Origin of the sequence: Novosphingobium mississippiense, from assembly GCF_044029535.1 — a bacterium.
In the GTDB taxonomy this organism is placed as follows: Bacteria; Pseudomonadota; Alphaproteobacteria; order Sphingomonadales; family Sphingomonadaceae; genus Novosphingobium.
This window is the reverse complement of sequence record NZ_CP147003.1, coordinates 1,480,971-1,504,129: the sequence shown is the minus strand read 5'-3', so window position 1 is coordinate 1,504,129 and position 23,159 is coordinate 1,480,971. Positions and strand designations below refer to the sequence as shown.

20 protein-coding genes are annotated in these 23,159 nt (G+C 64.3%); 16 read left to right on the top strand and 4 right to left on the bottom strand.

What is annotated here, in order from left to right:
- The first annotated feature begins 28 nt into the window (after positions 1-28).
- From WBP06_RS25055 to WBP06_RS24990, 14 genes are all read left to right on the top strand, one after another.
- Positions 29-2,050: a conjugal transfer protein TraG gene (locus WBP06_RS25055; protein WP_395335076.1), complete on the top strand. Its 2,022-nt coding sequence runs from the start codon at positions 29-31 to the stop codon at positions 2,048-2,050.
- 8 nt (positions 2,051-2,058) lie between these two features.
- Positions 2,059-2,460: a CopG family transcriptional regulator gene (locus tag WBP06_RS25050; protein WP_395335073.1), complete on the top strand. Its 402-nt coding sequence runs from the start codon at positions 2,059-2,061 to the stop codon at positions 2,458-2,460.
- Entirely contained in the window at positions 2,457-3,482 is a 1,026-nt protein-coding gene (trbB, locus tag WBP06_RS25045) for a P-type conjugative transfer ATPase TrbB (RefSeq protein WP_395335070.1), read from the top strand. The genes WBP06_RS25050 and trbB overlap by 4 nt, the downstream gene beginning before the upstream one ends.
- The gene (locus WBP06_RS25040; RefSeq protein ID WP_395335067.1) at positions 3,470-3,799 is read left to right on the top strand and encodes a TrbC/VirB2 family protein; all 330 of its coding nucleotides are present in this window, start codon (positions 3,470-3,472) and stop codon (positions 3,797-3,799) included. Before trbB ends, WBP06_RS25040 begins: the two co-directional genes overlap by 13 nt.
- Before the next feature lie 56 nt (positions 3,800-3,855).
- Complete coding sequence (locus WBP06_RS25035) at positions 3,856-4,056, top strand: conjugal transfer protein (protein ID WP_395337580.1); 201 nt, start codon at positions 3,856-3,858, stop codon at positions 4,054-4,056.
- On the top strand, positions 4,050-6,494 hold the full coding sequence (gene trbE / locus WBP06_RS25030; protein WP_395335065.1) for a conjugal transfer protein TrbE: 2,445 nt from the start codon (positions 4,050-4,052) through the stop codon (positions 6,492-6,494). The genes WBP06_RS25035 and trbE overlap by 7 nt, the downstream gene beginning before the upstream one ends.
- A 26-nt stretch (positions 6,495-6,520) precedes the next feature.
- Complete coding sequence (trbJ, locus tag WBP06_RS25025; RefSeq protein WP_395335063.1) at positions 6,521-7,264, top strand: P-type conjugative transfer protein TrbJ; 744 nt, start codon at positions 6,521-6,523, stop codon at positions 7,262-7,264.
- A gap of 174 nt (positions 7,265-7,438) precedes the next feature.
- Complete coding sequence (trbL, locus tag WBP06_RS25020; protein WP_395335061.1) at positions 7,439-8,752, top strand: P-type conjugative transfer protein TrbL; 1,314 nt, start codon at positions 7,439-7,441, stop codon at positions 8,750-8,752.
- A gap of 3 nt (positions 8,753-8,755) precedes the next feature.
- Positions 8,756-9,526, top strand: a complete 771-nt coding sequence (trbF, locus tag WBP06_RS25015) for a conjugal transfer protein TrbF (protein WP_395335059.1) — start codon at positions 8,756-8,758, stop codon at positions 9,524-9,526.
- Complete coding sequence (gene trbG, locus WBP06_RS25010) at positions 9,523-10,380, top strand: P-type conjugative transfer protein TrbG (protein ID WP_395335057.1); 858 nt, start codon at positions 9,523-9,525, stop codon at positions 10,378-10,380. Before trbF ends, trbG begins: the two co-directional genes overlap by 4 nt.
- Positions 10,377-11,678, top strand: coding sequence for a TrbI/VirB10 family protein (locus WBP06_RS25005; protein ID WP_395335054.1), 1,302 nt, complete (start codon positions 10,377-10,379; stop codon positions 11,676-11,678). The genes trbG and WBP06_RS25005 overlap by 4 nt, the downstream gene beginning before the upstream one ends.
- Entirely contained in the window at positions 11,675-11,884 is a 210-nt protein-coding gene (locus WBP06_RS25000; RefSeq protein ID WP_395335052.1) for a DUF2274 domain-containing protein, read from the top strand. The genes WBP06_RS25005 and WBP06_RS25000 overlap by 4 nt, the downstream gene beginning before the upstream one ends.
- 536 nt (positions 11,885-12,420) lie before the next feature.
- Complete coding sequence (locus tag WBP06_RS24995; RefSeq protein ID WP_395335049.1) at positions 12,421-14,046, top strand: alpha-N-arabinofuranosidase; 1,626 nt, start codon at positions 12,421-12,423, stop codon at positions 14,044-14,046.
- Between the two features lie 35 nt (positions 14,047-14,081).
- The gene (locus tag WBP06_RS24990; protein WP_395335047.1) at positions 14,082-15,209 is read left to right on the top strand and encodes a glycoside hydrolase family 43 protein; all 1,128 of its coding nucleotides are present in this window, start codon (positions 14,082-14,084) and stop codon (positions 15,207-15,209) included.
- Positions 15,210-15,295: 86 nt separating this feature from the next.
- Here the strand turns inward: WBP06_RS24990 and WBP06_RS24985 are convergent, their stop codons facing one another.
- The gene (locus WBP06_RS24985; RefSeq protein ID WP_395335045.1) at positions 15,296-16,546 is read right to left on the bottom strand and encodes a tyrosine-type recombinase/integrase; all 1,251 of its coding nucleotides are present in this window, start codon (positions 16,544-16,546) and stop codon (positions 15,296-15,298) included.
- Positions 16,547-16,749: 203 nt separating this feature from the next.
- Positions 16,750-16,908 carry a hypothetical protein gene (locus WBP06_RS24980; protein ID WP_395335042.1) on the bottom strand — a complete coding sequence of 53 codons (159 nt, stop codon included), beginning with the start codon at positions 16,906-16,908 and terminating at the stop codon, positions 16,750-16,752.
- A gap of 89 nt (positions 16,909-16,997) precedes the next feature.
- Here WBP06_RS24980 and WBP06_RS24975 point away from each other — a divergent pair, with 89 nt between their 5' ends.
- A complete protein-coding gene (locus WBP06_RS24975; protein ID WP_395335040.1) occupies positions 16,998-17,990 on the top strand; it encodes an alpha/beta hydrolase in 993 nt (330 codons plus the stop codon).
- 156 nt (positions 17,991-18,146) lie between these two features.
- Here the strand turns inward: WBP06_RS24975 and WBP06_RS24970 are convergent, their stop codons facing one another.
- On the bottom strand, positions 18,147-18,824 hold the full coding sequence (locus tag WBP06_RS24970) for a DUF6250 domain-containing protein (RefSeq protein WP_395335038.1): 678 nt from the start codon (positions 18,822-18,824) through the stop codon (positions 18,147-18,149).
- Positions 18,821-21,619 (bottom strand): Tat pathway signal sequence domain protein, encoded by a 2,799-nt coding sequence (locus tag WBP06_RS24965; RefSeq protein WP_395335036.1) that lies wholly within the window; start codon positions 21,617-21,619, stop codon positions 18,821-18,823. The genes WBP06_RS24970 and WBP06_RS24965 overlap by 4 nt, the downstream gene beginning before the upstream one ends.
- 245 nt (positions 21,620-21,864) lie before the next feature.
- Here WBP06_RS24965 and WBP06_RS24960 point away from each other — a divergent pair, with 245 nt between their 5' ends.
- The gene (locus WBP06_RS24960; protein ID WP_395335034.1) at positions 21,865-23,043 is read left to right on the top strand and encodes a CynX/NimT family MFS transporter; all 1,179 of its coding nucleotides are present in this window, start codon (positions 21,865-21,867) and stop codon (positions 23,041-23,043) included.
- Positions 23,044-23,159 lie beyond the last annotated feature (116 nt).

Sequence of the window (23,159 nt, the reverse complement as noted above, 5' to 3'; positions counted from 1 at the left end):
CTTCGAGCCACGGGACTGGAGGAAGACCGTGACCCCTACCAAACTTCTCGTCGGCCAGATACTCGTCGTCTTCGCGATCATGCTCGCAGGGCTGTGGGCATCGACGCAGTGGGCCGCCGCCATGCTGGCGTACCAACCAGAGCTTGGAGCGGGCTGGTGGCGGCTGTTCGGTGTCCCTGTCTACCGGCCCTGGGCGTTGTTTGGATGGTGGTATCATTTCGACGCCTACGCGCCGGAAGTGTTCGACAAGGCAGGGATGCTTGCTGGAGCGAGCGGCTTCCTGGGTTGCGGCTCGGCTGTGGCAGGGTCGCTCTGGCGCGCTCGCCAGAAGGGCCGGGTTACGACTTACGGCTCGGCGCGCTGGGCCAACCGCCGGGAAATCTCGCTCGCAGGCCTTTGCGGCGACGCTGGTGTCATGCTCGGAAAGCTCGGCGGCAGCTACCTCCGCCATGATGGGCCTGAGCACGTCCTGGCCTTCGCGCCGACGCGCTCGGGGAAGGGCGTCGGCCTGGTCGTCCCGACGCTCCTGACGTGGACCGGATCTGCCGTCATCCACGACATCAAGGGCGAGAACTGGAGCCTGACTGCCGGATGGCGCGCACGCTTCTCGCATTGCTTGCTCTTCAATCCCACCGACGCGGCGTCGGCCCGCTACAATCCGCTGCTCGAAGTGCGGCGCGGCGCGAACGAAGTGCGCGACGTCCAGAACATCGCCGACATTCTTGTCGATCCCGAAGGCGCGCTCGAACGCCGCAATCACTGGGAAAAGACCAGCCATTCGCTGCTGGTCGGAGCGATCCTTCATGTCCTCTACGCCGAAGAAGAAAAGACGCTCGCCCGTGTAGCCAGCTTCCTCTCCGACCCCCAGCGCTCGTTCATCGCAACCCTGCGGGCCATGCTGACGACCAACCACCTCGGCGACGATGCAGCGCCGCGCGTGCATCCGGTCGTGGCGTCGGCGGCGCGCGAGCTCCTGAACAAGAGCGAGAACGAACGTTCCGGCGTGTTGTCGACGGCCATGTCCTTTCTCGGGCTCTATCGGGATCCGACCATCGCGGCAGTGACATCGCGGTGCGACTGGCGAATTGCCGATCTCGTCGATGCGGAGCAGCCATGCTCGCTCTATCTGGTCATTCCACCCTCGGACATCAGCCGGACCAAGCCGCTGGTCCGTCTGGTGCTCAACCAGATCGGTCGCCGCCTGACAGAGCAGCTGGATCGCCCCGGATCAAATGGTCGCAAGCACCAGCTCCTGATGATGCTCGACGAGTTCCCTGCGCTTGGCCGACTGGACTTCTTCGAAACCAGCCTCGCGTTCATGGCGGGGTACGGCATCCGGGCATTCCTCATTGCCCAGAGCCTCAACCAGATCGAGAAGGCCTACGGCGACCACAACTCGATCCTCGACAACTGCCATGTCCGCGTTGCTTTCGCGACCAACGACGAGCGGACAGCCAAGCGCATCTCCGACGCGCTCGGCACGGCCACCGAGCAGCGCGCTATGCGCAACTATGCAGGACACCGTCTCGCGCCCTGGCTGGCCCACGTCATGGTCAGCCGCCAGGAGACCCCGCGCCAGCTGCTGACGCCCGGCGAGGTCATGCAGCTTTCCGCCGACGAGGAACTGGTGCTGCTCTCGGGCATGGCGCCGATCCGCGCGCGCAAGCTGCGCTATTATCGCGATGCCAATTTCGCGGATCGGCGGCTGCCGGCACCGGTGATCGCTGGCAACTGCTATCCGGATCGTCCATCGCCGCGACCGGATGATTGGAAGGGCGTCGCAGGCCGACGCGATGATCGTCTCCTGGATCAGATCGAGGCCGAGAGCCTCGAAGATGAAAGCGGTCCGCAGCAGGCGCGCCATCCGGGGCAGGCGACCGGTCAGCCAATCGTCCGCGAAGAGCCCGATGTCGCGGAAGCTCCTGTCGCAAACGACGATGATGACCTCGCGGCCGACAAGCGAGCGATGGAGCAGGCGCAGGCATTGACGCCCGTCGCGCGCGGCTTCGCGTTCGATGAAAGCCAGCACACCCGCGATCTCGGCATGTGAGGGACCCCATGAAAATCCGCCAGAACCTCTACCTCGACCGGGACGTGACCGTGGCGCTCGACCGCCTCGCTGCCGGAACCCGCGGAAACAAGAGCCGGCTCGTCAACGATGCGCTCAAGGCCTGGATCGCCCGGAAAGGGGCCAAGGAGATCGACGATCTCCTGAAAATCCGCCTCGACCGGCTGTCACGCGAGATCGAGGCCAGTCGCCGGGATATCGATGTCGTGCTCGAGAGCCTGGCGCTTTTCATCCGCTATCAGCTTTCGGTGACGGCGCCGCTGCCCGAAGCCGATGCGGCTGCGCGCGCCGTGGGGCGCGATCGCTTCGAAGCCTTCATCGCCCAGGTCGGCCGTCAGATCGCCACCGGCAAGCGCACGCTGCCTCAGCGCGGTTCGGGAGATGCGTCATGACCGATGCTCCGAATGCCGTCTCGGCCGAGCGCCGCCGCGCCATGCTGCGGACCGCCATGGGCCCGGCCATCCGCGCCGCGCTCGAGGACCCGCGCGTGATCGAGATCATGGTGAACCCCGACGGGGCGCTGCGTGTCGATGTGCTCGGTGAGGGCAGGGTCGATACCGATATCCGCTTCGAGCCGGCCCAAGTCGAACGCATCGTCCGCCTTGTCGCCTCACACATTCGTGCGGAAGTCCATGCCGATGCGCCGATCGTTTCGGCCGAACTCCCGGCCCACGGTTCAGGCGCCGGGGAACGTTTTGAGGGGCTTTTGCCGCCCGTTGCCACGGCGCCGTGCTTCTCCATCCGCAAACCTGCCGCCCGGATACACACGCTCGGCGACTATGTGCGCGACGGGATCATGACGCTCGAGCAGGCAGGTTTCCTGTCGCGTGCGGTTGTCGAACGCGCGAACATCCTGGTCGCCGGCGGCACCAGCTCGGGCAAGACGACGCTAGCCAATGCGCTGCTCGCGGAAATGGCGAGCCTCGATGAGCGCGTGATCCTGATCGAGGATACCCGCGAACTGCAATCGCCGGCGGCCGACACCGTTGCGCTGCGAACGCGAGCGGGCAGGGTGTCGATGAGCGATCTCGTCCGCTCGACGCTCCGCCTACGTCCCGACCGGATCATCGTCGGCGAAGTCCGCGGACCCGAAGCGCTCGACATGCTGAAAGCCTGGAACACAGGGCACCCTGGCGGGATCGCAACCGTCCACGCCAACAATGCACGAGCGGCCCTCTATCGCATCGACGGCCTGGTCCAGGAGGCGGTCACGACCGTCCCGCGCCGGTTGATCGCCGAAGCCATCGACCTTGTCGTCTTCATTGCGGGGCGCGGTGCCGCGCGCCGCATCGAGACGATCGCCCGCGTCTCCGGCCTCGACGAGCGCGGCGAGTACCGCGTCATCGACGCCTTTCGAACTCCCAACACCGCCAATGACCCTCAACGTGAAGGAGAAGACCCATGCGTACCATGAAAGTTGCCAGCCGGGATCTGAACGGCCTCATCGTTTTCGGAATGTTGACCATGCTTGGCTCGCCGCTGCTCGCGAGCGGATCGGGCATGCCCTGGGAAGATCCACTCGAGAAGGTGCTGGAATCCGTCCAGGGGCCTGTCGCGAAGATCGTGGCGGTGCTGATCATCATCACCACCGGCCTCGCACTGGCCTTTGGCGAAACCGCCGGCGGCTTCCGCAAGCTGATCCAGATCTTCTTCGGCCTCTCGATCGCCTTTGCCGCCTCGTCGTTCTTCCTCTCGTTCTTCAGCTTTGGCGGAGGAGCGCTGGTCTCGTGAGCCACATCGAAGGCTTCGAAACACCGATCCACGCGAGCCTCGTCCAACCCATCCTGATGGGCGGGGCTCCGCGCGGGATCGCGATCGTCAACGGGACGCTCGCCGCAGCGCTCGGGCTCGGCCTGCAGCAATGGCCGATTGGGATCGCGCTCTGGGCCATCGGGCACAGTCTGGCCGTCTTTGCCGCCCGGCGTGATCCCGACTTCGCAAACGTCCTGATCCGCCACCTCCGGCAAAAAGGATATCTGGCATGCTGAACCTCGCCGAATATCGCACCCGCTTCGATCACCTTGCCGATCATCTACCCTGGGCCGCGCTCGTTGCGCCGGGCGTTGTCCTCAATAAGGACGGGAGCTTCCAGCGCAGCTTCGCCTTCCGGGGGCCCGACCTCGAAAGTTCGACTGAGGCGGAACTCGTCGGCACCTGCGCGCGCGCCAACAATGTTCTGCGCCGGCTCGGCTCGGGGTGGGCGATATTCTTCGAGGCCAATCGCCGCGAGATTTTCCAGTATCCGACAAGCCACTTCCCGGATCCAGCGTCGTGGCTGATCGACGAGGAGCGCCGGGCGGCGTTCGAGGCTGAAGGCGAACACTTCGAGAGCGTGTTCACCGGAACGCTGCTCTGGCTGCCCCCGGCCGACGCAAGCGATGCTGCCGGCCGCTCCCTTGTTGAACGCCCGGCAGACAGCGGGAAGGGCAGTGAGCGCGATTGGCGCTCGGCGCTTGCCGGCTTCATCGCCGAAACCGACCGGGTCCTCGATCTCTTTGCCGGCTTCATGCCCGAGGTCCGTGCGCTCACCGATGCTGGCACGCTATCCTACCTGCACGATACCGTCTCGGACCGGCGGGTGAGCATGGCAGTCCCGGAAACGCCTGCCTACCTCGATGCCATCCTGACCGACACACCGTTCATCGGCGGTCTGGAGCCCAAGCTCGGCCATCAGCACATCCGGACGCTGACCCTCCCGGGCTTTCCCAATGTCAGCCGGCCCGGGCTGCTCGATGCGCTCAACCACCAGGGCTTCGGCTACCGCTGGATGACCCGCTTCATTGCGATGGATCGGGCGGATGCCACCAAGGTTCTGACCAAGCTGCGGCGGCAGTGGTTCAACAAGCGCAAGTCGATCACGGCTCTGCTGCGCGAAGTCATGTACAACCAGCCGACCCAGCTGGTCGACAGCGATGCCGACAACAAGGTGGTCGATGCCGACACCGCGCTGCAGGCGCTGGGCGGCGAGCACGTGGCGTTCGGCTATATCACTGCAACCATCACCGTAGCCGACGAAGACCGCGCGCGGGTGGAAGAAAAGGTCCGCGCGGTCGAACGCGTGGTCAACGGCCTCGGCTTCACCTGCATCCGGGAAGGCGTGAATGCCGTGGAAGCCTGGCTCTCCTCGCTGCCTGGGCAGGTCTATGCGAATGTCCGCCAGCCCTTGGTCCATACGCTGAACCTCGCGCACCTGATGCCGCTATCGGCGGTATGGGCAGGGCAGGAGAGCAATGCACACTTGGGAGGGCCACCGCTGTTCCATGCGCGCACGCAGGGTTCGACGCCGTTCCGCTTCTCGACCCATGTCGGCGACGTCGGCCACATGCTGGTCGTTGGCCCAACCGGCGCCGGCAAGTCAGTACTTCTCTCGTTGATCGCCTGCCAGTTCCGCCGCTACGAGGGCGCGCGGGTGATCATCTTCGACATGGGACTGTCGGCGCGGGCCGCAGTTCTCGCCATGGGCGGCAATCACAATGCGCTAGGCCACGGTAGCGATGCCCTGAACGGCCTGAGCTTCCAGCCGCTCAAGGACATCGACGATCCAGTCGAGCGGGGCTGGGCGGCGGACTGGATCCTCGATCTCCTGTCCCACCTGCTGATCCTGCCCACGCCGGAAATGCGCGAACATGTCTGGTCGGCGCTGACCAATCTGGCAGGCGCGCCAGAAAGCGAGCGGACGCTGACGGGGCTTTCGCTGCTCCTGCAGTCGAACGAACTGCGCACCGCGCTGGCGCCCTATACGCTCGAAGGGACATTCGGCGGCCTGCTCGATGCCGCCGAGGAGCGGCTGGCGGACGCCGACGTCCAGTGTTTCGAGACCGAGGCGCTGATGGGACGGTCGGGGCTGGTTGCGCCGGTGCTCACCTATCTCTTCCACCGCCTGGAGCAACGCTTCGACGGGCGTCCGACCTTGCTGGTGCTCGACGAGGCCTGGAGCCTGCTGGACGATCCGATCTTTGCCGCGCGCATCCGCGAATGGCTGAAAACGCTGCGGAAGAAGAACGTTTCGGTCCTGTTCGCGACGCAGAGTCTGGCCGATGTAGCGCAGAGCTCCATTGCACCAGCAATCATCGAGAGCTGCCCGCAGCGGATATTCCTCCCCAACGACCGCGCGATCGAGCCGCAGTCACGCGCTGCCTACGAGAGCTTCGGCCTCAACGACCGGCAGATCGAGATCATCGCGCGGGCCACGCCCAAGCACCACTATTACCTGCAATCGTCCCGCGGAAACCGCCTGTTTGAGCTCGGGCTCGGACCGGTCTCCCTGGCGCTTTGCGGAGCATCCGGGCCCGACGCGCAGAAGCGGATCGACCGGCTCCTTGCCGAGACTGGCGATCTTCAATTCCTGCACCGGTTCCTCGCCGGATCGACGGTCCCATGGGCCGCAGATCTCGCGGACTCGTTCTGGACGCGCAGCCCCTTCTGACCCCGCTTCATCAAAGGAGAAGACCCATGTTCGTGAAATCGCGTTCCCGCTCCTCGCTCATGATCGCCGGATGCCTGGTGCTGGCCGGCGGCACGGCTGCGGCAGTCATCTATCCACCCGCGCCCGCACACGCCCTCATCGTCTACGATCCGACCAACTACAGCCAGAACCTGCTGACGGCGGCGCGCACGCTTCAGCAGGTCAACAACCAGATCAAGTCATTGCAGAACGAAGCGCAGAGCCTGCTCAATCAGGGCAAGAACCTCTCGACCATCAGCTTTCCGGAACTTCAGGCGCTCACGCAAACGCTCCAGCAGATCGACGTGCTAATGGGGCAGGCGCAAGGTATCCAGTTTCAAGTCTCGACGCTCAGTCAGCAGTTCAGCAAACTCTATCCCGCCAGCAACGGGTCGCTCTCGCTGAGCAGTCAGGTCTCGGCGGCAAAGACCCGTCTCGATACCGAGATGACCGCGTACCAGCACACGATGACCGTGCAGGCGCAGGTCGTCGAGAATATCCAGAGCGATGCCTCCGCGCTCTCGGCGATGGTCGAGCGGAGCCAGAGCGCCGAAGGTGCGCTGCAGGCGAGCCAGGCCACCAACCAATTGCTCGCGCTCACGGCGAAGCAGCAATTCCAGATCCAGCAGCTGCTCGCCGCGCAGTACCGCGCCGACGCGCTCGAGCGCGCCAATCGTACGCAGGCGACGAGCGACGCGCAGGCGGTCACGACCAAATTCCTCGGTAGCGGCACCGCCTACACGCCGAACTAGCCGCGCACCGGGGTGCCGGGCCGCGCGGCTCCGGCTCCAGACCCAACATCGTTTGCGGCGACGGTCCTACCTCTCCTGTCGCCGCGTCGCGGGACGCGGTTTTCCGCGCCCCTGGCCGCGTCCCGCGACACCACCTGATCGGTGATCCTGGCTCAAAACGGAAAGTGCAGCGCCATGAATGACCTCAACGTGATCGATCGCTTCTTGACGAGCTTTATCGCCTACATCGACAGCGGCTTCGGTCTGCTTGGCGGCGATGTGCATTTCTTGACCGCGACGCTGATCGGCATCGACATGACGCTGGCGGGCCTGTTCTGGACGATGGGCGGCGAGGACAACATCCTCGGGCGCTTCATCCGCAAGATCCTCTACATCGGCGCCTTCGCCTTCATCATCGGCAATTTTTCGGCGCTCGGCGACATCGTGTTCCGTTCGTTCGCGCAAGCTGGCCTTACCGCCGGTGGCGGAGCGTTGACGGCTGCCGACCTGCTGAAGCCCGGGCGCTTGGCTGGGATCGGCTTTTCCGCCGCGTGGCCGCTGCTCGATCAGGTGAAGCAGCTGCTCGGGTTCACGACGTTTTTCGACAATTTCCTGACGATCGTGATCCTGCTGCTCGCCTGGCTGCTGGTGATCCTCGCCTTCTTCATCCTCGCCGTGCAGATGTTCGTCACGATCCTTGAGTTCAAGCTGACCAGTCTTGCCGGCTTCATTCTCGTGCCGTTTGCACTGTGGAACCGAACCGCCTTTCTCGCGGAGCGCGTGCTCGGCAATGTCGTCAGCTCAGGGATCAAGGTCATGGTGTTGGCGGTGATCGTGGGCATCGGCTCCAGCTATTTCGACGAGTTCACCTCAGCGCTGCAGGGGCAGGAGCCCGACATTGGCCAAACCCTGAGTCTGGTCCTGGCGAGCCTTGCTCTGTTTGGTCTTGGCATCTTCGGCCCATCCATCGCCTCGGGACTTGTCGCCGGTGCACCGCAGCTCGGTGCAGGTGCGGCGCTCGGCACCGGCGTCGGAGCGGCTGGCATCATCGCCATGGGCGCGGGCGGTGCAGTCGGCGCCGCCAAGGTAGCCGGTGCCACAGCGCTTGGCGCGGTTCGTGCTGGCACCAGCATGGGTGCTGCCGCCTCGACGTCATGGAGCATGGGGCAGTCCGCTGCGGGGGCGCAGAGCATGCGTGCCGGGCTGGGCGGCATGGCAAAGGCCGCAGGCGGCGCGGCGCGCCAGAAAGCGAGCCAGGCATTCGGCATCGGCGAAGCCGCAGAGCGCGGCCGGTCGGCAGCTCGCGCCGCCTTCGAAGGCGCGGAAGGCGTCGCCGAAGCAAACGCGGCTTCAGGCCCGACTCCAACCAGTTCCGCTCCGGGCTGGGCGCGCGATTTGCGGCGCCAGCAGGACGCCCGTCATCACCGCCAGATTGCGCTTTCCACCATCAAGGAAGGCGATCGCGGCGGTGCATCCGCCACGCCTGACATCAAGGAAAAGGAGGACTGAACGATGATCTTCAAACGCGCCGTCCAGCGATATGGGCAAACTCCGCAGCCCGAGACCCCGTACCAGCGGGCCGGGCAAGTCTGGGATGACCGCATCGGCTCCGCGCGGGTCCAGGCACGTAACTGGCGCCTCATGGCCTTCGGTACGCTCGGCATGGCCGGCGTCATGGGTACCGCGCTTGTCTGGCAGTCGCTCCAGAGCCGAGTCGTCCCCTACGTCGTCGAAGTCGACCGGCTCGGCGAGTCGAGGGCGGTGAGCGAGGCGGACGTCGCCGCTACACCCAGCGATCCTCAGATCGCCTGGCACTTGGCCCGTTTCATCGAGTGCGTGCGCGGCGTCTCGCTCGATCCGGTGCTGATGCGCCGCGACTGGCTCTCGGCCTACGATTTCGCGAGCCAGCGCGGTGCCCGGTTCCTCGATGGCTATGCTCGCGAGGCCGATCCATTCGCGAACCTCGGGCAGCGCAGCGTTTCGGTCGAAGTCACCAGCGTCGTGCGCGCTTCCGACCAGTCGTTCCAGGTCAAATGGATCGAGACGGTCTACGAGCGCGGCACCAAGGCCGGTTCGTCGCACTGGACGGCGATTCTCACCGTCCTGACCCGCCCGCCACGCAGTGCGGACATTCTGCGGAGGAACCCGCTCGGGATCTATGTCGAGGCGATCGATTGGAGCCGTGAGCTCGAACCCGCGAGCCCCGCCAGTTCCGCCGCGACAATCCCTCAGCCCGCGCCGACAGAAACTGCAAACCCGTCAGTCTCGGAGATCGTACCATGAGAAAGCAATCGTACAGGCTCGTCGTATTGGTGGGCGTCGTCATTGTTCCAGCTGCAAGCCATCCGGCACTCGCGACGCCCGCTGCCATCGTGCATGCCGCTGTCGTCGAGCGGGCTAACCGGGCGGCGACGATCGAGCCGCAGGCCAGCCGGTTTGTGCAGGCAGTGCAGCTCCAGGCCTTTTCTGAAGGGGCGATCTATCATGTGATGACCGCGCCTGACCGGGTTACCGACATTGGACTTCAGGCTGGCGAGGCACTTGTCGCCGTAGCAAGCGGTGACACCGCGCGCTGGGTGATCGGCGATACGACAAGCGGGCAAGGCGATACCAAGCGTACCCATGTACTGGTCAAACCCTATTCGCCAGGCCTCTCCACCAATCTCGTTATCACCACCGATCGCCGGACCTACCACCTCATGCTGTCGAGCAGTGGCGGCGTCGCCATGTCGGCGCTTTCCTGGACGTACCCTGCCGACGAACTGGTTGCCATCAAGCGGGCCGCAGCGGCGGCCGAGGCGGCGCGGCCAATTGCGGACGGCCTCTCGCCGGAGAGCCTCCATTTCAATTACGAGATATCCGGCGACAAGCCGACCTGGCGGCCGCTTCGAGCCTTCGACGATGGCCGGCAGACCTTTATCCAGCTGCCGGAAACCATTGGTGTCGACGAAGCGCCGCCGCTGTTCCTGGTCGACGAGAGGGGCGCTGCCCAACTGGTCAACTACCGGATGGCGGGCCGGTTCTACATCGTCGACCGCATCTTCACAGCCGCCGAACTGCGGCTCGGGACGAAGAACCAGCAGGTCGTCCGCATCCAGCGTGTCGCTGAAGGTGCAGTTCAGGGGAGGGCACGATGAGCGACGACCCCGTCCACGATCGTATTCCCGATCGTTCTGCCCCGCAGGCCGGCACAGGGGAGGCCAGCCCAGAAGGTGGTGGCCGCGCTGCAACCACGCCTCCGCCGAAAGTCGATCCGGAATCGCTGGCGCTGCGATCGAGGCCGCCACGGGCAATCCGCTTCAAACGCAAGGCTGTGATCGGTATGGCGGCGACCTTCGCGCTGATCGTCGCTGGAACATCGTGGTATGCGCTTGGCCCGATCAAGCTTCGCCTTGGGCAGAGCGGTGACGGTGCGGCGGCCCCGGCCAAGGCGCCGACCGACGCACTCAATGGGCTGCCAGCAAGCTATGATCAGGTGCCCAAGCTCGGGCCGCCGCTTCCAGGAGATCTGGGGCGGGCCATCGTCGAGAAGCAGCGTACTTCGACCACGCCTGGTTCGATGATTATGCCTTCAACGGAACCGGTAAAGTCGCAGCCTCCGGTCGATCACACCGCAGACGATCGACGGTCGGCGCGTCAGTCTGGCCTCTTCTTCGAGAGCGCCAAGTCCGGGGCGACCCTGCCTGCGGCGTCGGTTTCCGCGTCACCTGCCCAGCAAGCTGGACCGCAGGCAAACGGTGCGGATACGAAACTCGCGATCGACTTTACGGCCGACCCCAATGCCCAGCAGCGAAAAGCTGACTTCGTCGCCGGCAAGGACACGGCGGGTGATATCGAGCCGCACGCTCTGACCCCGCCGGCCTCAGCGGACATGCTGTCGGCAGGCAGCGTCATTTCCGGGAGCCTGATCACCGGTCTTCGCTCGGACCTGCCGGGGCTGGTGATCGCCCAAGTGACACAGCGGGTCTACGACAGCGCGACCGGCCGGACTTTGCTCATTCCGCAAGGCGCTCGGCTGATCGGCAGCTACGATAGCCTCGTGGCCTTTGGGCAGAAGCGTGCGCTGATCGTGTGGCAGCGGATCGTCCTGCCCGATGGAAGTTCGGTCCGTCTCGATAACGTGCCGGCCACCGACATGTCCGGATATGCGGGCCTTGAGGATCAGGTCGACGCCCACACCTGGCAGGTCATCAAGGGGGCGGCGATCTCGACGCTGCTTGGGGTCGGCAGCGAACTCACCTTCACGGGTGAGAGCGATCTCGTGCAGGCGATCCGGCAGTCCACGCAGCAGAGCGTGTCGCGCGCCGGGGATCAGCTGGTTTCGCGCAGTTTGCAGATACAGCCCACGATCACAATCCGGCCTGGAGCGCCCGTGCGCCTCGTCGTGCACCGTGATCTTGTCCTCCCACCCTGGAATGGGGAGCCACGCCGATGACGAACGTCAGGTTGTCGAAGTTGCCCGATCGCACACCCGTTAAGGTGTCGATCCATTTGATGCCAGATCTGTTGCGGCGGCTGGAGGCCTATGCGGCGGCTTACGAGCAGAGCTATGGGCAAAAGGCCACGGTGGCTGAACTGGCGCCAGCAATGCTTGAAGCATACCTGGAAAGTGATCGCTTGTTCGCGCGGCGTGGAAAATGAAAAGGCTTTTTCCGTCGCCGTCGGGCATTGGGGACCAGCCAGCGCCTGATCAGGATAGACTGCTGACGGTTGTCGAATTCGCGCAGATTGCCCGTCTCTCCAGGAGACAAATCGATCGCCTCAGAGCCCGACGACCCAAAGGCTTTCCTCGAGAGTATGAATTAGGAAACGGGCGAAGCAAGCATCGCCGATGCCCACGTTTTCGGCTGAATGAGGTAATGCGATGGATCGAAAGTCGCGCGCTCTGGTGAGAGTTCTCTCTACTTGTCAGAACCCTTGGAGAAGCCGGCCAATGTTGCGCAACCAGAACGGTTCACTGGCCAAGAAGTGCGCGGCTGGGCCCGGACGAAAACCCCCATATTGAGAGAGTCGACCGGTCCAGTCTGTTGGCAGCGGCTTGAATGCCGGGGTTCGGCGACCGACTGAGCCATAACAAACTTCGAGGCCGGCCCTTTATGTGACCGCGTGTCCCAAAATGTGGTTGACGCGTGCAAGTTCAGGCATCATCACTACTCCGACAATTGAGGGGAGCTGAGATGGCGCATTCATGCGGGAGGCTGGCCAGCGGCCTCGCCTTGGTCCTGATCGCGGTAAGCGTGACGGGGCCGGCTAAGGCCGATGCCGGCATCGACGACACCCCGCTCCACTCGGATGCGACTGTTTCCGCGAGTGCTGACGGCCCAACTATCGATCCCAACATTTACGGCCAGTTCGTCGAACATCTCGGGCGAGGGGTATACGAGGGTATCTGGGTAGGCCCGGATTCCGCCATCCCGAATGTGAGGGGCATCCGCTCCGACGTGGTTGCCGCGCTGCGCCGTATCAAGGTTCCGGTCATTCGCTGGCCTGGCGGATGCTTCGCAGATGGCTACCATTGGCGTGACGGCATTGGCTCCTCCGAGGGGAGGCCCCGCGGGCTTAATGCTGCCTGGAGCAAGTCTCCTGAAACCAATGCCTTCGGCACGCATGAATTCATGGACTTCCTGGATCAGATCGGTGCCAAGCCGTTTGTTTCCGTGAACGTAGGCAGCGGCAGCGTGCGAGAGGCCGACGACTGGCTTCGTTACATGACCGCGCCTCAAGACAGTGCGCCGGGTGAGGAGAGGGCGGCCAACGGTCGCGCTCAGCCCTGGGAAGTGCCGTTCATCGGTGTTGGCAACGAAAGCTGGGGCTGCGGTGGAAACATGACCGCGGATACTTATGCTGCGGCCTTCCGGCACTATGCGGCTTTCTTGCGGACTTATTCGGGCGAGCGTGCCAGGCTGATCGCGGTGGGCGCCGATACGGACGACTACGCGTGGACGGACCGCGTGATGGCGCTGGCGATGAACTGGCGGCAGCAGCCTACGCCGCTGGCGCTAACCAGCGATCGGCCGTTGATGTGGGGCCTGTCGCTGCACTTCTACACTTTCGCGGGCAACGATTGGCACGCAAAGGGCCGGAACGTCGATTTCGACGAGAATGGGTGGGCGGCCGCCCTGGCGCGGGCCGATCTGACCGACGAACTCATTCGTCGCCATTCGGAGATCATGGATAGGTACGATCCCGAAAAGCGCGTCGCGCTCGCAGTCGACGAATGGGGCGGCTGGTTCCAGAGCGAGAAGGATGCGCCTTCGCAGCTCTACTTGGAAAGTACTCTGCGCGACGCGCTGATTGCGGCAAAGAGCCTGAATATCTTCAACCGTCATGCCGACCGGGTGCGAATGGCGAACCTGGCGCAGATGGTGAACGTCATCCAGTCGCTGGTGCTGACGCGGGGCGCCGCAATGGTTGTGACGCCCACATACCATGTCTTCGATATGTACAAGCCTCATCAAGGTGCCAAGGCCTTGCCCGTCAGGGTTGAGACGCCGGACTACGTTCGTGGGAATGTTCGCTTGCCGAGCATCGACCTGTCGGCCTCCCGCGATGCGAGTGGCAAGGTGCATGTCACCATCGCCAATCTCGATCCGGCCCGGCCCAACCGGTTAAGCATACATCTGAATGGCGGCCACTGGCGCCGTGCAACCGCGCAGACGCTCACGGCCGATCGTATCGATACCCGCATCACCTTCGACAAAGCAGACCCCTTCGTGCCGCGTCCATTGCCGGTGCGCCTGGCGGGCAGCGATGTGGAAATCGTCGTGCCTTCCAAGTCCGTGACAGTGCTCGAAGTCGAATGAAATGCCTTAAACTGCCTACCAAGCGGAGAGATAAAATGAAGGCGAAGGGTGTAGGCCTGGTTGTTGCCGGGCTTGCCGCATTCTGTGTTTCGGCCACGCCGGGCATCGCGCTGTCCGGTGAGGCGGGCTTGGAAAAGCAGCTTGAAATCGTGCCGAGCCTTGCGGGCCAGAAGGCGTTGCCGGTTCCAGCCGATCGCGCACTCACGGCCTATCTGCTGGTCTACTTTCGGGACGAGACCCACTCGCTTCATATCGCCGTTTCCCGGGATGGTTACACGTTCAGGGACGTGAATGGCGGCAAGCCGGTCCTGAAGGGGAGGGACATTGCCGAGCAAAAAGGTATCCGCGACCCTCATATCGTGCGTGGTCCCGATGGCGCTTTCTACCTCAGCATGACTGACCTTCACATCTACGCGCAGCGCGAAGGCTTGCGGGATACGGAGTGGGAGCGGCCAAAGGAGGGTTATGGCTGGGGAAACAATCGCTCCCTGATCTTCATGAAGTCGCGCGATCTCATTCACTGGACGCACGCCATTGTGCATGTCGACCAGCTTTTTCCCGAGACCCGCAATCTGAGCGCAGCCTGGGCGCCGGAGACGATCTACGATCCGAAAGCGCGCAAGATGATGGTGTACTACACGACACGCGATGGCACCGGGACAGAACACATGGTCTATTCCTATGCCGATGATGCTTTCACGACCGTTACCCAGTCGCCGCTTCCGCTGTTCAAGTACCCGAAGGCTAACGTGGGCTCGATCGACGGCGATATCACGCGGATCGGAGACAAGTTCCACTTGTTCTACGTTGCCCACGAGCGGCCGGGCCATCTTCGGCAGGCTGTCTCGAACAGGATAAACGGCGAATATGTGTTCAATCCCACGCCCGTAGATCCCGAGACGGCGGGGACCGAAGCACCTAATCTTTGGCGGCGGGCCGGAACGAAGACCTATGTGCTTATGTATGACGTATTCGGCGCCAAGCCCAATAATATGGGCTTTTCAGAGACGACGGATTTCAAGCACTTTCACAATCTGGGCCGATTTAACGACCCAGGATCTCCGATGAAGGCGACGAACTTCTCAGGGGCGAAGCACGGCGCGGTGATGCCGATTACTTCGGGTGAGGCTGATCGATTGGAGAAGTATTTTGCTAACTCTTGAAATGAAAAACACTCGTTCCAGCGATAACGAGTTTCAAGCTGCTGGGAGGGGGCAAATCCGCGATTTGAAGATCTGCCCCCACGAATTCATTCAGTTTGCGCGTGAGGGCCCTCAGGCACACCGAGTTGCCTCGCCACCCCGGCTAGATGGGCAATTCTGATAATTTCGTTTTCCCATTTGAGGAACCAAGCGGCTTTTTCAGCTTCCAGATCGTAGTTGTCGTACACGCGCTCCATTCCGGATTTGAGGTGATTGAGCATGGCTTCGGCAGTTTCAAAGTCGACTTTGAGGCGCTTCGTGTTGCTGCGTACAGTTCGACGAAGATCATGAGGAGTGAAATGTTCAATTTCTCTTCCTGCGTATTGAGACATGCGGCCCAACACGCGATCGCGTGCGGAATACCATCCATGTCTCCACGGGCCATCGAATATTGGGCTTGGAATAACCCAAACGGATTCAGACTTGATCAAGCTTAGACCCCAAGGACCGAGCTTTATGGCATGAGCATGATCGTTTTTGGCTCGATGCGCGGGGATCGTCCACACGCCGTTCTTCACTTCTTCTGATCTCGCGCCAAGGACCTCCCTGTAGCGCGTGGCCGTGAGCAACCACAGAAGCATGCAACGGCGTCGGTTGAGCGAGTCTTCTTCTGCAACACCCCGCAAATACCAGCCGATTTCATCCAAATCTAATGTTCGCTTCCGGGGTGATTGAGGAAATTTCAAATCCTTCAGGCGTCGAGCCGGATCGGTTTCTAATCCGACCTCCAGTCCACGCAGGCCAGCACACCATTTAAAAAAGCACATTATTTCAGAAGCCAGGCGATTGGCCATCATTTTTCCGACCAAGGCTTTCTTTGAAACAATTTTTATTAAGTCACTTTCGGTGACTTCATGAATGGATATGTTTCCTATGGATGGGGAGACCATGCGGTGCAGTTTGATTTTGTCTATGATCGTTTGTTCCCGAACCACGCTCTTCGGAGATCCGGCACGCCCATGCCGAACAGCCGCGATGTAGAGCTGGTGCGCCCGATCAACGGTCATCGACGTCCGGTCTATTTCGACTTGCATCGCGACACGAGGATCGATCCCCTGTTCGGACATCTCATTCAACGTCGATGCTTGTGTCCTGGCTTCCGCGATACTCAGCGCGGGATAGGCGCCCAGGCGCAGCCTTACCAGCGTAGCGCGACCCGAAACTCGGCGGACATACCGCCAAGTCTTTTTGCCGCTCGGAAGAACCTCGATGCTCAACCCCGGTGTGGAAGGGTCCTTGATTGTCCCCGATTTGATTGCATCGAGTGATGTTGGCGTAAATGATGGATTCCGTGTCATTGCCGACTCCGTTGCCGGCCCCTGCGCTCCAAAAAAACATGATACAAATCGTGATACAACTGCCGTCCAGCAGAGACAAACCCGGTCCATCCAAGTCCAACCGTTCGGCGACATTCCATCACAAAATTTATAATATTTCCGTGGTGTTAGGGGCAGTTCCTGTGTTTTTTCAGGAGGTTGCCCCTCACCCATCCACGCCGCCTTCAGATGTAGAACATCACCCATTCGCGCGTCGTCGGATCGTAAACCGTGGTGGGATCGGCGGCACCGTCATGCACCGGATCGCGGAACAGCGGTTTGGGGGCAACATCGGCGGCCGGCGCCGTCGCCGCGGCGAGCAGCAGCAAGGAGGCGGCGATCATGCCAAGCCCTCCGTCCATGAGTGCGGCAAAGTCCGGATGGATTTCAACATGTTCCGATGCATAGAATAACCTTTCGGGGAGAGTGCAATATGTCGAGTGATCGCCGTCAATTCCTGGGTTCGTTGAGCGCGCTGGCGGCTGTGCCGTTGCTGTCCGGCCGCGCGCTGGCGCAAGGCGGTGAGGGTGTGGGCGCGGTAGAGCGTTTCCCGATCTGGCCGGGATCGCCGCCGGGGCTGCCCAAGGGTGGCGTGAAGGAGGAGCGCGTGCTGCGTTCCAACAAGAACAACCCGGACGATTTCGCCTGGCCGCATGTGGCGACGCCGATGCTGACTGTGTGCCCGGCCGCCAAGCCGACCGGCGCGGCGGTGCTGATGTTCCCCGGCGGCGGCTATGCGCGCGTGGCCATGGGCACCAGGCCGTCCGCCATCTCGCGCTGGTTTGCCGGGCAGGGCGTCACCGCCTTCGAACTGCTTTACCGCCTGCCGCATGACGGCTGGACCGGCGGGCCGGACACGCCCCTGCAGGATGCGCAGCGCGCCATGCGCGTGATCCGCGCCCATGCCGCGAAGTGGAGCGTCGATCCCGCCAATGTGGCGACCATCGGCTTTTCGGCGGGTGGGCACTTGTGCGGCAGCATCGCCACGCGCTTTGCGGCCAAGGTCTACGACCCGGTCGACGCCGCCGACGCGCAGGACGCGCGGCCGATCGTGGCGGGCATGTTCTTCCCGGTGGTCAGCATGGTGCCGCCGCTGGCCCACGCCCAGTCGCGCAGCGAACTGCTGGGCGCGAACCCGGACGAGGCGCTGTCGCGCCGCTATTCGGTGAATATCGACGTTCCCGCCACCGCGCCGCCGATCCTGCTGGGCCATGCGGCGGACGATACCGTGGTCGATTGCAGCAACAGCCTGGCGATGTTCGAGGGGTGCCGGGCGGCGAAGATCCCCAGCGAGCTTTACGTGATCGAGAAGGGCGGCCACGGCGCGCCGCTGTTCGAGCCGGACGGCCGCGCGGGCCTGTGGCTGACGCGCTTCGCCCGCTTCGCCGCACGGCATGGGTTGCGGATTCCGTCTGACGGGGCGTGAGCGACGCGGAACGTTTGCAAAATGCCTCGTCGTCCCCGCGACGGCGGGGACCCCGCTACCTTTTTGCTTTGCGGCAAGAAAAGCGGGGCCCCCGCCTGCACGGGAGCGACGAAAGAGTTGATGTGAGGGAGTGTGAAAAGGAGCCATTGTGGCTCCTCAGCGCCCCGTCGCGAGCCGAACGATCCGAAAATTGCGAATGCGCAAATGGCTCTTGGTCGTGCGCAGGGCGAACCAGCCCCGGCGGTATGGCGCGGAATCTTCCAACGTGAACAGCCGCTTGCCGTCGTAATCCACGGTGATCCGGCCATCCTCGGCAGCCAGTCGCATCGGCACCCAGCGGTTCGCCACCAGCAGCGCCGCCGCGTCCGAACGGTCGTGCTCGGGCAGCAGCGGGCGGTTGCCCGGTTCGCCCACATAGCGGCGCATCCGCGTGGTGGTGTTGCGGTTGCCGCCGATGCCCACGTAGTAGGTCTTCAGCGTGTCATACCGCGCGAAGGCGCCGCTGCGCGGATGGGTCAGGGGCGATCCGTCCGGCGCCGCGGGGTCAGTGGCCATCCAGAAGGCATTGACGTCGCTCACCGCGTCGTTCGGGCCGCCTTCCGAAACGGCCATGACCTCGTACTCGATGGCGACGGGGCCGGTGAGTTCCTCTCCCCACCAGACCGAAATGCCCTTGGGCGCGTCGATATCCATCACGCCATCGTTCGCGGTGACGCGGGACGGCGCTTCCGCCTCCACGCGCCAATGCGAAAGGCCGTGGCGAAAGTCGTCCGTTCGCGGGTTCGCCGCCGCCGTGAGCAGCACCAGCATCAGGGAGGCGGCGAGGCGTTTCATTCCAAGGCATCCCCGATCAGCGTCAGGTTCACGGTGGCGGCGATGCCCCACTGTGCGGCATCGTTGGTGGAAACTTCGCTGATCTCGTCCACCGGCTTCAGCACGGCGGCGCCGGTCACCTTGTGCGCGCCGCGCGTCTGGTCGCGGCCCTCGCGGTCACCCGCGCCGAAGAATTCGCCCCAGGCGCGCTTGACGAGGTCCGGCTTGCCCAGTTGCACCCCGGCATAAGCCGTATAGCGCGAATGGGCCTGCGTCAGCGCGCGGCCCTTGCCCGATGCGCCGGTGCGCGCGCGGAATTCCGCCTCCGGCGCGTTGTAGAGTTCGCAGTATTCCAGCCAGGTCTTGCGGAATGCCGGTTCGTCCAGCAGTTCCAGCAGTTCTGCTGTGATCTCGAACACGCCGAACACCCCGTTGAGGTGGCTCATGTTCACTTCGTTGCCGCCGCTGACGAAGCGCCCGCTGGCCAGATCGAAGGCGCCGCCGCCGGCCAGCCAGCCCTTGGGCATGGCCGCGATGGAGCGCATTCCGGCCACGATCCGGTCGCGCCAGCGGGTGTCGCGTGTGCGTTCCCACTCGGTCAGCCAGGCGCCCAGCATCGATCCCCAGACGGTGCCGAACTGCATGAACACCTGACCTTCGGCCAGCGGCTGGTCGGCCACCACCGCGCCGGTGCCGGCAGGCGGTTTGCTGGCATCCGCGCGGTGCATGACCTTGCGGCCGATATCCACCGTCTTCAGCGCGTGATCGCTGTCCACCAGCGCGCGCATCAGGTCTCCGCAGCGCTCGTCGGTGGAGAGGTAGTAGTAGAAGCGGCGATAAGCGGCGTTGGAAATGCGCTGCTGCTTCGAACTGTCCGCCCAGTGCTGCACGCCGTGGCGGGTGCCCAGGCCCTTGAACCGGCCGGAGTGATAGACGTCCACCTCGCCGGTGTGGCGCGTCATCGCTTCGGCCAGGCGGAACACATCGGCGCGGCCGCTGCGCAGGAAACCGTACCACAGCCACATGTCGGTGGAGAGTTCGCTGTTGTCCCAGGCAAAGCCGCCGATGTCGTAGCGCCAGACGTGCCGGTCGTTGTCATAGCTGTGCATGACATCGCCGTAGTTCCAGAATCCGTACCAGCGGCGCTGGTCGACCTGCCCGATGTAGAAATCGAGTTCCTGCTTGGCGCGCGCCTCGATCTTGCCGCGCAGCGGGCCGCCTGCGGCGATCGGGCTCCACGGGCCGAACAGTCCCGCCGAATGGACGCGGGCGACATTGGCGACCATGCGCGGCGGCGTGGCGAGGCCCGCCCCCATCGCCGCCAGCCGTTCGCGCGGCGGCGTGGCGGGCAGGGCCCAGAGGCGGAACTCGGTGGTGCGGGCAATGCCCGAAGCGTCACCCCAGCCCGGTTCGTAGTCCTCGTACGTCACGTCGAGGCCCAGGTTCTGCGCCTCGTAGCTGACCATGCCCATGACGTCGTGATAGAAACGCATGTCCATCGCCGGGGCATCGGGCGCGTGATACCAGACGGTGAAGCGCGCGGTGTCGCTGGCCGCATCGGCCACGTCCAGGCCGACCGGGCAGCGCTGCCAGAAGTCATGCATCCCGAAGGCGACGCCGCCGGACGGGCCACCGATATAGCCAAGGCCCGGCGCGCGGCCCGCCGTGTCCACGTCGATCCATCCGAAGCCTGGCTTGGTGCGCTTGATGATCGAGAAGCCGTCCGCATTGGGCTGGCGCAGGCGGAAGTCTCCCCAGGCGGGGATATATTCCAGGTTCTGGCGCACCGCCGCGCCCATCTGGTCCATCGGCGGCGTCGCCTGTCCCGCCACTTGCGCATCGCGGAAGGCCTTGCCGGGATCGCGGCGCAGGCCGGTCAGCGGGCGCACGGCTTCGCCCCAGAGGCCCCCACTCTCGCCCGCGAAGCGGACATGGCGGTCATGCAACCTGTCGCGCATCGGCACCGCGCCTTCGAGGCCGAGGCCGCGGATGAAGCGCTTGGCGGGATCGCCGTCGAAGATCATCGAATGGACCAGCCGCACGCTGTCCGACCCGGCGTGGAAGTAGAGGCGGACGGAGAAGGGCATCCAGTCGCCCACCCCGTTGCCTCCTGCGCCGCGATGGCGGCCGTCCAGCTTGATGACGGCGCGGATCGGGCCGCTCTGTTCGACGGTGGCGCTTTCGATCGTGCCGGTCCAGCGGGCGAGGGTGGGGCTGCCCTCCTCATCGTCCGCCCGGTCCTGCGCGCTGGCCAGCAGGCGCACCGATTGCAGCACTTCGGCATTGCCCACGCGGGCGGAGCGGATCAGCGCCTCTCCGGTTTTGCCCACGGTCCAGACGGTCTGGCCGACGGTGACGGTGATGGCATCGCCCGCCTCGCGCACGAACAGCGTTTGCGCAGGCTTGGCGCTGCCGGGAACGACGCGCATACCACCAGTGGGGCCGCCAGCGCGGCCACCGTTTGCAGCCGTCGCATGGCCGGTCCACTTGATCGAGCCATCCGGCCACCAGGCCATCGGCCAGGTCTGCACCGCCTCCCGCGCGCCGCCGGCGCCTTCAAGGACGTAGCCGCGCTTGTCGAGCCGGGTGCCGCGCGGCCAGGGCTGGCCCCACGACTGGCCTTCGTGCGTGGTGGGAGCGCCGCCGTCGAGCCAGACCACATCGTCGCCCGGCGCGATGCCGGAGCCCAGCGGCTCCTTCGCGGCGACGGGGGCCGCATTGGCCCGCCCCGCGGTGAGCGCCATGGAACCGACAACGGCGGATGTTGCCAGGCTTTGGGCCAACATCTCACGGCGGCTCCAGACCAGCTTGCTCATGCTCTCTCCCTTCCCGAACGGGTATCTTATGTGGGATGGTATTTCATCATGTGGATTTAATCGTCAACCAGTCCGACAAGAAAAAGTGTGTCGCGGCCTTGCGACAGGATGGGTGCGCATCGCTTTCGAGGATTGCCAAGCGGACCCGGCGCGGCCATCCCGGCGGGATGCCTCTTTCGCGAATGCAGAAGCCCGGTCCGGGGGCGGCGCGGCCGGTGTCGCCGTTGCGCGGGTTACCCCATTGGTTGCCCCGCTGGTTTCCGTTGTTTGCCCTGATCGTTCTGGGCTGCAATCTGCGCAGCCCGTTGACCGCGATCCAGCCGGTACTGGGGCAGATCCGCGCCAGTCTGGGCCTCGGCAACGTGGGGGCGGGGTTGCTGACCAGCATTCCGGTGCTGTGCTTCGGCCTGCTGCCACCCCTGCTGTCGCCGCTGATCGCGCGCATGGGGATCGACCGTTCGATCCGCGTCGTCCTGATCGGGGTGGCGCTGGCCACCGTCGTCCGGCCCTATACCGGATTGGTCGGCATGTTCGCCGGGACGCTGGTGATCGGCATGAGCATCGCCATGGGCAACATCGTCTCGCTGATGCTGATCGCGCGCGATTTCCAGCGCAATGTCAACGCGGTGACGGGGCTCTACACGGTCTCGCTCAATCTGGGGGCGATGCTGACGCTGGGCTTCACCGCGCCGATCGCGGCCTGGGGCGGCTGGCGGATCGCGCTGGCCGGGTGGGTCTGGCTGGCGCTGCTGGCCCTGGCATCGCGCTGGCTGCTCGACCGGCAGCGGCATTCTGTAAGCGACGATGCGCCTGCCGCAGCGGAGGCGCGGGCGGCGGTGCCGGCGACGGCAACGATGCCGCCCGCGCTTGTCGGGCTGATGGTTGCTGCCTTCGCGATCCACATCTTCGCCTATTACGGCCTGACCGCCTGGCTGCCGACCTTCCTGACCAGGGCGGGCGGAATGAGCGGGACGCAGGCTGGCATCGTCGCTTCGGCCTTCCAGATCCTTTCGCTCACCGGATCGCTGGGGATCCCGGTGCTGGCCCGGCGGCGGTCGCTGGGCTGGCTGCTGGTGCTGATGGGCGTGGTCTGGACGGTGACGCCGCTCTGGATCGTGGCCGCGCCGGCGCAGTGGATGCTGTGGGCGCCGATCGGCAGCATCGCCCACGGTGGCACCTTCGTGCTGATCTTCATGATGATCATGAAGTTCGCCCGCAGCGTGGACGAGAACCGCCGGATTTCGACGAAAGTGCAAAGTGCGGGCTATTGCTTCGCCGCGCTGGGGCCGGTGCTGATCGGCTGGCTGCAAGGCGGGGCGCAGGGTTGGTGGCTGGCGTTCGGCCTGCTGGCGGCGCTGACGCTGGGGCTGATCCCGGTGGGGCTGGCGATCGACCGGTACGAGCGGCGGCAGGCCGGCTCCTGAAGCAGTTGATCCGATTGCATCGGAACTGCTCCAGGATTCCAGTTTGCCGCGTTTTCCGAGTCATCGGGTGATTCCACCTGACTGGAAAACGCTTTGGCCGAATTGCCCTCAAACAT